The sequence below is a fragment of the Ardenticatenales bacterium genome (genome assembly GCA_020634515.1).
GTDB lineage: Bacteria > Chloroflexota > Anaerolineae > Promineifilales > Promineifilaceae > JAGVTM01.
This window is the reverse complement of the sequence record JACKBL010000005.1, coordinates 249,139-261,262: the sequence shown is the minus strand read 5'-3', so window position 1 is coordinate 261,262 and position 12,124 is coordinate 249,139. Positions and strand designations below refer to the sequence as shown.

Genomic DNA, 12,124 nt, shown 5'->3' with positions numbered 1-12,124 from the left:
TTTGGAGAATCGCCCTACATTTTCAGAGGAGCAGCCAATGACCAGCAATTCCCGATTTGTTCGTTTTAGCACGCCGGATGACCTCAACGCGGTTGAGCAAGGGGCGGTGTTTACGCCGACGTGGCGACTGCGCAACACAGGGGACACAACCTGGGGAGCCGGGTTTCAGGTGGTACACATCGGGGGCACGCAGATGGCCGCCGCCGCACGGATAGATTTGGCGACGGTTGCGGGACAAGCCACTGTGCCTCCAAACAGTGAAGTAGATATTACGATTCCCATGACAGCGCCAGACGTGTTTGGCCGACTCTACAGCACGACGTGGCAATTACAGGATAACCAGGGGAATCGCTTTGGGGTCACGTTTTTTGTGAAAGCCGTTGTGGTTAAGAAGACAATCACGGAAGGGAATTTCCTGAATAGTGACAGCCGTTTCCTGGATGACGTGACCGTGCCGGACGGGACATTGCTGCAAGCCGGCGAGACGTTCTCTAAAATCTGGCTCGTGAAGAATACGGGGCAGCGGAAGTGGGGCAGTGGCTACCGCCTGGTGTACGTAGGCGGTGACAACGCCATGACGGGAACGCTCAGCCATCCCGTGCCGGACGCCAGGCCGGGCGAAGATGTGGTGCTTTCCGTGCCCATGGTTGCGCCGACGGAGGCCAGGGACGGCGATTATGTGGGTTTCTGGCGGTTGCATGATGACCGCAACGTGCCGTTTGGTGACCGTTTCTGGATCAAGATTCGGGTGACGCAGCCAGATCGCCCGGCTCCGGCGATTGCGCTTTCGCAGAATGACCCGCGCTGGCGGGATCTGCCGTTGGGGCATGGTCCGCGCACGATCGGACAGTTTGGATGTCTGCTGACGTCGATGGCCATGATGCTGAACGCGCGTGGCGATAAGTTTACGCCGGTGGATTTGAACGAGCGATTTTTGCAGCTACCGCCGGGACAGGGTTTTAATGGGGATGTGTTGTTCTTTGCCGCCCCACGCCTGGCCTTTAACGATATTCGCTTTGTGGGCAACTTCAAGCCGTTTAGCGATACGGGGGCGGCTTTTGCCAATCTTGATCCGATGTTGGTTTCCAGCCTGGATAATCATCTGGCGCAAGGCGGGTTGGCGCTGATGCAGGTGGATTTGACGCCGGCAACGGCGTATGACGCGAACGTGGAGCAGCATTGGGTGTATGTGGTGGCGCGGAACGGTAATGATTACCTGGTGATTGATCCGTTGGACGGGCGGGAAACCTCTCTGCTGGCGAAGTATGGGCGGCAGGGGAGCGTGGGGGATCCGCTGGTGACTTTGAAGAATGCGATCAAGTCGGTTTTGATGTATTTCTCGACGCGCAAGCCGGTCCAGCCGGCGCAGCGGATGCTAACGGGGATGAACATTAACCCGGATGACGCGGTGAGCAATCCAATGAATAGCCAGGTGCTGAAGGGGATGGATTGGGTGCGGTTTCCGTTCAAGGCGGCGGATAAGCAGCGTAGCGTGGAGGCGAGTTTCGCGGAGTATGATCCGCTGGTGAATGCGTATGCAAATCAGGGGGTGGGGTCGCTGGTGGTGCTGAATCAGCAGACGGTGGCGGGGAATGATGCGCCGTGGGTCGGGGGTGGCGGGAGTTGGGAGGCTTATGCGGCGCGGTTTGCGCAGAGTGCCGGCATTATCGCCGCCCACTACGCCCATCTTGGAGACAAAATCGCCTACGAAATCTGGAACGAAGGAGACAACCCGGCTACCCCCTGGGTCTCCGTTTTCGTGCCCGCCGCCAAGTTCGCCATCGTTTTGCAACAAGCCGCCGCGGCCATTCGTCAGGCCGCACCGCAGGCCAAAATCATCTTTGGTGGCCTCTCCACCGGTCCGGTAGAAGCGGCGGAATATGTGCGACAGTGCCGCGAGGCACTGCACGGGGATTTGCCCGTGGACGCCATCGGCGTGCATCCCTATGGCCGCTGGCCGGTGACGCCGCCATTTGCCGGCTGGGGGTTTGGCAAGTTGGACGACGTGTTTAGCGAATTCCAGAAGGTGTTCCCGAACACGCCGCTGTGGATAACGGAAATTGGCATTCCTGGCGGCAGCACCCCGTTAGGCGCGGAGCATTACGGAGCAGTCGCCGCTTATCTGCGGGATACGTATGTGCGGCTGGCGCGGGATTTCTCGCCGCAGGTGGGGGCCATCATCTGGTTTGCGTGGTCGGATAACATGGAAAATGCCGGCATCGTCACCGGCAACGGCTCCCAAAAGACGGAAATCTTCAACACCTTCGTCTCCATTCGAGACCGTCGGCTACCCGAACTGGCCTAGACCCGGCTCCGGCGCGGCGCACGCGCGTGCGCCGCGCCTCAGGCATTCCGCCACGGATTAAAGTGTTCCATGATGGATTGCCCTACAAACTCGCGTAAGATCGAATCGCTGGGAATGTTCTCAAGAGAAATGGGATCGAACCACTGCAAGAACGCCAGCAACCGATTCGCCTCCACCCGTTCCGGCGTATCCGGCTCCACTTGCAGCAGCAGCGGCTCCGCCAGCGACTTCAGCGCCGCCAGTTCGTAGACCAGCGCGGAATTGAAAAAGACATCCGCGTTGTTCTGGTTCGGGAAGATGTAGTTTTTCTCACCGCGGCGCACGCTCTGCCAGCGGCGGATGGTGGCGGCGGCGTTGTAGCCGCGATGGGCGGCATCGCGCACGAGGCGGCGCAGCAGGCGCGTGTCCGTGGTGGGCACGCGGTTGTGGCGGTCCAGATTAAGCTGGGTGAAGGCGGAGATGAAAATGCGGTAGAAGGCGTCGGGGGAAATGCCGGCAATCAACCGGGGATTAAGCCCATGGATACCCTCCACAATCAACACATGCTTGGGGCCAAGTTGCAATGGTTCCCCCTCTTCCCGCTGCCCCGTGTGGAAATTGTAGCGTGGCTGCATGATGGACTCCCCGGCCAATAACGCCCGCAGATGCTGTTGAAACAGGCGCACATCCACCGCTTCAAACGCCTCAAAATCGAAATCGCCATTGGCGTCACGGGGGGTATCCTCGCGGTTGACGAAGTAGTTGTCCATGGCCACGGCCACGGGGTGGATGCCGTGCGCCAGGAGTTGTACTGCCAGACGCTTACTGAACGTGGTTTTGCCGGCACTCGTCGGTCCCGAAATCAACACCAACTTCAACGTCGGGCGGCGACGGGCAATCTCCGTGGCAATCGTCGCCAACTGCTGCTGATGCAGCGCCTCCGCCACCAGGATCACCTCCTGCAAGCGCCCCCCACGAATCGCCCGGTTCAGCGAAGCCACGCTGGGCGTGCCCACCACATCCAGCCAGCCGGAATACGCTTGAAAAACCTGCGCCAGGCGCGGCTCATCCTCAAACGGCTGTAAGCGATCCGGCTCATGTCGGCGCGGAAACTGCAAAATAAAGCCCTGGTTGTATGGGTGTAAATCGAACAGGTCCAGGTAACTGGTGCGCGGAACCATGAAGCCGTGGAAATAGTCGCGCACCCCGTTTAGCTCGTACAGCGTCAGATAATCCTTGCGCCGCTTGGCAAACAAATCCGCCTTTTCCAAATCGCCCCACTCACGAAACAAGCGCAGCGCCTCGTCCAACGGCACACGGACCTGGGAGATGGGCAGATCGGCCAGCACCAACTCGCGCATGCGTTGCCGCAGCCGCGCCAGTTCCGCCGCGGTGATAAAGGCTTCCTGATCGTCGCACGTGACCGTGCGCTCGCAGTAGTAGCCGCCAAAAGGCATGGAATGGTGTACCGTGACGCACTGGTCGGGCAGCACTTCCGCGGCAGCCGCGATCATGAGGAAGCTCAAGGAGCGGCGATAGATGCGTACACCATCGGAGTCGGCCATCATGATGGGCGTCACGTCTACATCTTGCATCACGGGAAGCGACAACTCGCGCAGTTTGCCGTTGACGAGCGCGGCCACGGCACGTTTGTCCGGTGGGAATTCGGCGGCGCGGATGAAGTTATCCAGCAGGGTGCCAATAGGGGCCTGAAAAACGCGGTTATCGGGGAAACGGACTTGAACATTGGGTCGGGGAGAAGCGGATTGAACAGACATGGGCTTATGTGTGGGGTTGGGATAGACGATGGCTCGCGCCAGGGAGCGTCGGGCTGACGACGCGGCGCGGGCCACGAAAAAGAACGGTTTGTGGAATCAGGGTAGGGGTTGCCGCGCCGGTTGAGCCAGGTAGTTGGTGAGGAGGGAAAGGCTGCGCTGCCGGCATCTGTCCAACACCCCCTGTACCTCATACAAAGGCACTTTGTTGAACAAATGCTCCGCCATCCAGTCAGGGTCTTGCAAATGAGCGGCAAAGGTGGCCGGGTCCAGGCGCATCCGCTGCGCGTAGACGTCGATGGTTTGCACACGGGCGCGCGGACGTAGTTGGGGCACGATGTTGTCGCGCCATAGGCGCAGTTGATCGTCGCCGGCAAAGGGTAGCCAGTGATCAGGTTCGGCGGCGGCAAGATCAATGCCGGCATCCACCGACAACGAATTCAACGCCACTCGATCCAGGTAAATCAACAACACATTATGCGACAAAAACCGCTGCCCGTTATCTTGCCAATACGACGGCTCCAGAAAAAACGGGACCAAAATCTCGCGGAACCAGCAAACATCAAACAAAAGATGGACACAGTATCCGGCCACAAAAGCCATCCGCGTCGGCGACATCTCCCCCACTCGCGCCAGTTCGGGGTACTGCCGCAGCATTACCTCATACGCTTCTTCGTCGGGCTGCGGGGGCGTGCCATAGAAATGCGTCGTTTCGCGTGGCAGACCACACACCGCCTGAAAATCCGGGGCCACATTGCCGAAGTAAAAAGCAGGCCACGACGTGGTCAGAAGCTGGCGCGTTGCCCGCGGCAGCACCGGCTCGGTCATAATTCGTTCGGCTATCTGCAAATGCATGAATGGCGTAGGCATAAGGGGGAATTATACAACGGGCGCGCCAGAGGGAAAAATCTGGCGGACTCCGGGTCAATCAGACCGCACGGAGGCGGGGCAGCCGCTGGGCGCATACCAGCGTGTGCTCAACCGCCCGCGCAAGCGGCGTAGACTGGGCAGGCAGGCCAACAACACATGCGGGTTAGATGTTGCCACTTTTTGCGGTTCCTCCAACCCCAGGCGGGCCATCATCATCGGCTCCACCACATCGCTGGCCCCAAATGGGGCCGTCGCCTCCTCTAGCGGCACGCGCAGCGCCACGGGAACCGCGTAGGCACGAATATAAAACGCCCGCCCCATGCTGTCCACGTCCCGAAAAAGCATAGGCTCGCCATAGGTGCGTAGCCCGGAAAATGGTTCCCGTCCCAACAACAATGTCTGGCTGGGAATGTAGCCGCGATTGATTTCTACGGCAATAGACCACTCCGTGGCGATCTCCGGGGCGACGCCAGAACGCGCGGCCACGGCTTTTCCGTAATAATTGAGGACCTGGGCGGCATATTGCTGCGTCACGGGGATGTCGGTTTGCTCCCATCCGCCGTTGTAGGCGGCCAGGGCCGCGCTGATGTCCCCACCCGATTGGCGCAAGATGTCGGTGAGGATGGCCGTGCCCCAGTCGAGATTCGTCAGCGGGTCGCGCAGTTCCTCTTTTGTTGGCCGCCATTCAAAACCAGGCCCCGTGGGCATGACGCCCATCAATCCCACAGCGCCCACGTGGCTTTCGGCAATGGGATCACCGTGAGATTCCGCCTCCACGACGGCGGCGATGAGGTCGGGGTCGATGCCGTATTTTTGGGAGATGGAGTGGATTTCTGGCGACCAGCGGCGGATGTTACCCTGCCAGGTAGGCGCCAGGAAGTCGAGGGGAACAACTTGTCGCAAGGTGGTAATGGCGACGGGATCGACGCTGGCTCTGGCGGCGGATGCGCCGAGGACAAGTTGCCAGAGTATGAGTGTCAGGACGAGAATGCCGGCAATAATCTTGAGTTCACTGAAAAAACCGGGTTTTTTGATTGTTCGGCTGAAATTACCAGAGTGGTTCATATGCAAAAACCCGGTTTTTGGCCTTTTTTCAGTAGAGTCAATCTTCCACAATCGAGACATGTTCACGCTATGTCAATATCCAGGCGCATCGCCCTTCTCGCGCAACCTGGCCGGCCACGGGTCGTATCCGTCTTCCGACGATGGCCCCACGGCGGGACCTTGCCACCACTGCACGCGGGCATAGCAAAGAGGTGGCGCAATAGCCGTCGGGCAATCAATGCGCCGCGGCGTGGTCACATCCGGCGCGGGCAGCATGATGTCCGTCAGGCGCGCCCCCGTGGACAACGGCGCGTCGGCGTCCAGGTATGCGTAGCAGGGAAGGCTCATATGCCGCTCCATCTCGCGCAGGAAACATTGCTCATCTTCGCCACCCAGATTCGCGCCAAAAATCTCCGCGCGCGGGAAGCGGTCGCCTTCCTCGCGCACCCATTGGTAGAGGCTCAATCGGCGCTGTTCGTTACCCCAATCATCCAGCAGAAAAGCAGGAAATATCTCCTCCTCACGCCCGATTGTCACCAGGGCATAACGCACAAAGACGATGTCCGCCACTGTATGATCCAGCCAGAGAACGGTCTCCTGGTCGCGTCGATAGAGGCGGCCCGGCAGTTTGTGTCGCAGCGGTGGGTACTGAGCCATCGTTGGATAAAAAGGATAAAGTGCGACGCAATTGAGCCATGCGTCGCACTCGTTAACCGGTGAAACCGAATCAGGCCATTTCTACCAGCGGACCGGCGGCGACGACTTCCGAGGTGACGCCGCTTTCAAACTGCTTGAAGTTCGCCTGGAACATGCGCGCCAGTTTCATCGCCTGCACATCGTATGCTTCCGGCGATTCCCACGTCTCACGGGGACGCAGCACTTTGTCGGGCACGTCCTGGACATGCTTAGGCACGTAGAGACCAAAAACGGGGTCCTTTTCAAACTCGGCATTATCCAGGTCGCCGGCGAGGATGGCGCTGACCATGCGACGGGTGTAGGCCAGTTTCATGCGCGAACCGACGCCGTAGGGGCCGCCGCTCCAACCGGTGTTCAGCAGCCAGACGGTGGCATTGTGGGCGTCGATCTTTTCGCCCAGCAGTTTGGCGTACGCGCCGGGATGGAGGGGCATGAAGGGGGCGCCAAAGCAGGCGCTGAAGGTTGCTTGGGGTTCGGTGACGCCGCGTTCCGTGCCGGCAACTTTCGCCGTATACCCGCTAAGAAAATGGTACATCGCCTGCGCCTTCGTCAGACGGCTGATAGGCGGCAACACGCCAAACGCATCCGCCGTCAGGAAGATGACGTTCTTCGGATGCCCGCCAATGCCCATCGGGTCGGCGTTGCCAATGTGCGTGATCGGATAGCTGGAGCGCGTGTTTTCCGTATAGGCGTCATCGTCCAGATTCAGATGCCGATCATCGCTGTTGTAAACCACATTCTCCAGAATCGTGCCAAAGCGGCGCGTCGTCTCGTAAATCTCCGGTTCCCCTTTCGGATCCAGGCGAATCACTTTGGCGTAGCAGCCTCCCTCGAAATTAAAAACGCCGTTGTCGCTCCAGCCATGTTCGTCGTCGCCGATCAGGTGGCGGGCGGGGTCATTGCTCAGTGTCGTTTTGCCCGTGCCGCTGAGACCAAAGAACAGGGCCACATCATCCTTGTCCACGCCGTAGTTGGCGCTGCAATGCATACTGAGGACGCCCCGCTTGGGAAGGTAGTAGTTGAGAGCGCTGAAGATGCTCTTCTTGATTTCACCGCCATATTCCGTGCCACCAATGAGAACGAGATGTTTGCCAAAATCTACGAGGATAAAGGTGCGGCTGTTCGTTCCGTCCCACTCCGGTTCGGCATGGAAGCGGGGCATATCAATCACCGTGAAGCCGGGGACGATGTTCACCAGTTTCTCCGGGTTGGGTTCGCGGATGAACATGTTGCGGGCAAACAGGTTGTGCCAGGCATATTCGGTGATGACGCGCACCGGCAGGCGATAGTCAGAATCGGCCCCGGCGTAGCCATCGAAGACGAAGATGTCGCGGTTTTGCAGGTAGGCCAGCATCTTGCGCAGCAGGTTATCAAATTTTTCCTGGCTGATGTCGCGGTTGACTTTGCCCCACCAGATGTCGTTTTCGCTGGTGGGTTCGCGCACGATGAATTTATCGTTGGGAGACCGGCCCGTGTGGTCGCCGGTGTGGACGACGAGGGGACCCAGGTGGGCGATAGTACCTTCACGACGGCGTACCGCCTGTTCATAGAGCATGGGGGTGGTGAGGTTCCAGTAGACTGTGCCGGCATTCTTGATGCCATGATTCTCTACACCATATTTTCCGACGAACGAACCGAAGTGTTGCATGATCTGCTCCTTGTAATTGGGATAATGGCACGTGGTGGCGGAATAGCGACTGTCGTCAGTTAATCACCATTGGTTCCGGGCGAACAGGATATCGCCAATCCGGGTAACGACTTGCATCGCTTCTTTCTCACCTGTCAGTTTACCCCCCTGGCGCGGGAATGACAACTGAATCGTGCAAATAATCACAAACGAACCACCATAAACCGAGGCGCGTCATGGATGAATGACGAATGGCGAATACGTCCTTCGTTCTTTCTACGAGGGACGAAAATAAGCACATACTGCGCCAATGACGTGGATTTATCTTGATGATAGTTGCGGGCGGCGCTCTGCCCACTTCTCACTATCCACTGACCACCGGCGTCTTGGGTGTGAAGGTTTCAGCCGACCCACATATGGGGTTTGACCCGGCCAAAGCCTCGGCTCCGATTACCCTACGTGGATTTCGCCAGACTCAAGTACCCATTGATCACCATGCTCGAAGAGCGGGTCAGGGTACTACCAACCGCTAACGATCAACTTTGTCCCCCCATCCCGGTTGCGATTTCCCCCGGAGCCGTCTATCATTCCAGTGCATTGCCCCCATGGGCGCGGAATCCATCTATCGGCCAACAGGAAATGCCATGAACAAGACAGACACGATCACCCTGGCGCGCAAACTGCGGCAGGACGACCAATTAGAAGAATCGCAGCGGTTGTTATTCCAACTCATGAAGGAGTACCCCGACGACCCCCTCGTTCTCTTTGAGGTCGGCGGCTCCTTTGACGTCCTCGGCGAAGAACGAGATGCCATCCCCTACTATCAGGATGCCATCGACAACGGCCTCGCCGACAACGACCTGCAAGAATGTCTCGTCTGCCTGGGCAGCAGCCAGCGCGTCACCGGTCAGTTCGCCGACGCCGTGGACACGCTGGAAGAAGCCGTGGCCCAATTCCCGAACAACAACAGCGGGCGCGTTTTCCTGGCCCTGGCCTACTACAGCGTCGGTCGCCATGAAGACGCGGTGCGCACGCTGCTGGCGCTGCTGCTGGAAACGACCCGGGACGAAGATATTTCGGCCTACAGCGATGCGCTCGATTACTACAAGGACAATCTCGACGAGGTGGTGGAATAATGAAGGCGGTTGTTTTTCATGCGCATGGCGACCTGGATCAGGTCGCGGTCGCGGATGTGCCCGTGCCGGAAATTGGCGCGGATGACGTGCTGCTTGCGCCGCGGGCCGCGGCTCTGAATCGACTGGACCTGTGGGTTCTCGCGGGTTGGCCCGCCCTCAAACTGAAGCTGCCGCACGTGATGGGCAGCGATGGCGCGGGCGTGGTGGCCCAGGTCGGCGCCAATGTCACCCACTACCGGGTGGGAGACCGCGTCGCCGTCAATCCCACGTATAGCTGCGGCTGGTGTGATTTCTGCCGGTCTGGACGCGACCATATGTGTGATCAGTTCGCCATTTTCGGTGAACATCTGCCCGGATTTTACGCGGAATACGCGCGCGTGCCGGCACGCAACCTCCTTCCCCTGCCCGATCACGTCAGCTTCGCCCACGCTGCCGCCGCCTCCCTCGTCTTCGTCACCGCCTGGCACTCCCTCATCCAGGCCGGCGGCCTGCAAGCGGGCGAAGACGTCCTCATCGTCGGCGCGGGCGGGGGCGTGAACACCGCCGCCATCCAGATAGCCCGACTTGCCGGCGCGCGCACCATCTACGTGGTAGGATCAAATGCGGCAAAACTGGCCCAGGCGCGCGAACTGGGCGCGGACGTGACCATCGACCGCAGCCAGGAAGATTGGAGCCGCGCCGTCTACAAGGCCACTAACCGCCAGGGCGTGGACGTCGTCGTGGATAATGTGGGCGCGGCCACCTACCATCTTTCCCTGCGCGCCCTGAAAAAAGGAGGCCGCCTACTCACCGTAGGCAACACCAGCGGCCCCAAATTCGAGTTCGACAACCGCCTCATGTTTGGCAAGCACCTGCGCATCATCGGCAGCACCATGGGACCGCAGCCCGACTATGAGCGCGTCATGCAATTGATGTTCCAGGGCAAACTCCGCCCCGTCATCGACACCATCTATCCCCTCACGGAAGGCCCTGCCGCCCTCCACCGCCTCCGTGATGGTGATATTGCCGGCAAATTGGTGTTGGAGATACCCGGTTGATGGTCGGTTGGTGGTTGATAGTTCCCGGCAACCGAATGGCGTTTCCCCGTTCACCGTTCACCGTTAATGGTTAATTATGCGTCCCTTCGAAATCCTCCTCCTGCTCACCCTCTTTATCGCCGTCATCTGGCCCATCCTGACCGACCGCGTCCCCGCCCTGGTCCGCTGGCACACCTTCATGCGATTTCTGCCATTTGTGGGACTGCTCATCGCCCTCCTGCACCTGCTGCTGGAACATTACCGCTGGCAGATGGTCCCCGCCTATCTGCTCACCGCCATCCTCAGCCTGAGCGCCTTCACCGCCCTCATGCAGCGCAACGGCAACGGCCAACCGCGCAAGCCCCGCGCCTTTTCCCTGAGCGACCTGCTGCTCTGGTTGGGGGCGGTGGCGCTGCCTATCCTGCTGCCCGTGCCCCAGCTACCCCCGCCCACCGGCCCCTATGCCGTGGGCACGACTATCCTGCATCTGGTGGACGAAGCACGGCCTGATCTGCTGGGCGATCCGACGCAGCCGCGGGAGTTGATGACGCAAATCTGGTATCCCGCCGCTGCCGACGCGGATACACCTCTGGCGCCCTACCTGGACCATTTGCAGACGGCGGCTCCTGTATTGGCGAAACGATTGGGATTGCCGGCATTCTTCCTCGGCCACATCAATCTCACCCACACCCACGCCCACCTCGACGCCCCCGTTGCCGATGATGCCGCCCCCTTCCCCGTTCTCCTCTTCTCCCACGGCTGGCAAGGCATGCGCGCGCAAAACACCTTCCAGATGGAAGAACTCGCCAGCCGCGGCTACATCGTCATCGCCCCCGACCACACCCATGCCGCCGTCGTCACCGTGCTGCCCCCAGACCGCGTCGTCCTCAGCAATCCCGCCCTCCTCGACGACAGCGATCCCGTCGCTTACGCCATCAGCAGCAACAACGTCGTGCGCGTTTTCGCCGCCGACCTGCAATTCCTGCTGGATCAGGCCGCGCTCTGGAACGAGTCCGGTCCCCTCGCCGGGCATCTCGACCTGGCGCGCGTGGGCGTCTTCGGCCACTCCACGGGCGGCGGCGGCGCAGTGGAAATGTGTGGCCGCGACGCCCGCTGTGGTGCGCTGCTGGTGCTGGATGGCTGGCTCAACCCCGTTTCCGATGATGTGATTGCCCAGGTTCCCTACGTCCCGCCGGCGCTTTTCATGAAAGCGTCCAACAGCATCTTCAACGCGGAAAATGACGCCCGGTTGTGGCAGGTTTACGGCCATTTGCAGGCCGGGGGGACGGTAATGGAGATCGAAGGCACGGAACACTTCGATTTCACCGACATCCCCCTGCTCACGCCCCTGGCGCATCGGCTGGGACTTGCCGGCACCATCGGCGCATCCCGCGGCCGCCCCCTCCTCAACGCCTACACCCTCGCCTTCTTCGACCGCGCCCTCAAAAACCAATCCGCCCCCCTCCTCGACGCCCCCTCCCCCGCCTACCCCGAAGTCACCTTCCTCACCCCACCTCCGTAAAGCAAGTTGCTAACCCGCCGCCCCACACATACTATTGTTTTCTGTAGGACAATTCGCCGAATTGTCCTCCGCCGTGAAGGGACAATTTAGGCAAATTGTCCTACGGCGCGGGCAGCCTGAACAACCCATTTGAAACACACCCTTTGGAAAATCG

Annotated in this window: 9 protein-coding genes; 4 read left to right on the top strand and 5 right to left on the bottom strand. The window is 60.0% G+C overall.

Annotated elements, in window-relative coordinates; genetic code table 11:
- Positions 1 to 37 precede the first annotated feature (37 nt).
- Complete coding sequence (locus tag H6650_15180; protein MCB8953348.1) at positions 38 to 2,305, top strand: cellulase family glycosylhydrolase; 2,268 nt, start codon at positions 38 to 40, stop codon at positions 2,303 to 2,305.
- 38 nt (positions 2,306 to 2,343) lie between these two features.
- Here H6650_15180 and H6650_15175 read toward each other — a convergent pair whose 3' ends face one another.
- The 5 genes from H6650_15175 to pckA all read right to left on the bottom strand — a co-directional run bounded on the left by H6650_15175 (position 2,344) and on the right by pckA (position 8,317).
- A complete protein-coding gene (locus H6650_15175) occupies positions 2,344 to 4,062 on the bottom strand; it encodes a nucleoside kinase (GenBank protein ID MCB8953347.1) in 1,719 nt (572 codons plus the stop codon).
- A gap of 96 nt (positions 4,063 to 4,158) precedes the next feature.
- A complete protein-coding gene (locus H6650_15170; GenBank protein MCB8953346.1) occupies positions 4,159 to 4,887 on the bottom strand; it encodes a zinc dependent phospholipase C family protein in 729 nt (242 codons plus the stop codon).
- Between the two features lie 96 nt (positions 4,888 to 4,983).
- Positions 4,984 to 5,994 (bottom strand): transglycosylase SLT domain-containing protein, encoded by a 1,011-nt coding sequence (locus H6650_15165; GenBank protein MCB8953345.1) that lies wholly within the window; start codon positions 5,992 to 5,994, stop codon positions 4,984 to 4,986.
- 72 nt (positions 5,995 to 6,066) lie between these two features.
- Complete coding sequence (locus H6650_15160; GenBank protein MCB8953344.1) at positions 6,067 to 6,630, bottom strand: hypothetical protein; 564 nt, start codon at positions 6,628 to 6,630, stop codon at positions 6,067 to 6,069.
- A 70-nt stretch (positions 6,631 to 6,700) separates the two neighbouring features.
- Positions 6,701 to 8,317 (bottom strand): phosphoenolpyruvate carboxykinase (ATP), encoded by a 1,617-nt coding sequence (gene pckA, locus H6650_15155; protein ID MCB8953343.1) that lies wholly within the window; start codon positions 8,315 to 8,317, stop codon positions 6,701 to 6,703.
- Positions 8,318 to 8,940: 623 nt separating this feature from the next.
- Here pckA and H6650_15150 point away from each other — a divergent pair.
- From H6650_15150 to H6650_15140, 3 genes are all read left to right on the top strand, one after another.
- Positions 8,941 to 9,432 carry a tetratricopeptide repeat protein gene (locus H6650_15150; GenBank protein MCB8953342.1) on the top strand — a complete coding sequence of 164 codons (492 nt, stop codon included), beginning with the start codon at positions 8,941 to 8,943 and terminating at the stop codon, positions 9,430 to 9,432.
- Positions 9,432 to 10,469 carry a zinc-binding dehydrogenase gene (locus H6650_15145; protein MCB8953341.1) on the top strand — a complete coding sequence of 346 codons (1,038 nt, stop codon included), beginning with the start codon at positions 9,432 to 9,434 and terminating at the stop codon, positions 10,467 to 10,469. Before H6650_15150 ends, H6650_15145 begins: the two co-directional genes overlap by 1 nt.
- Before the next feature lie 76 nt (positions 10,470 to 10,545).
- Complete coding sequence (locus tag H6650_15140; GenBank protein ID MCB8953340.1) at positions 10,546 to 11,970, top strand: hypothetical protein; 1,425 nt, start codon at positions 10,546 to 10,548, stop codon at positions 11,968 to 11,970.
- Positions 11,971 to 12,124 lie beyond the last annotated feature (154 nt).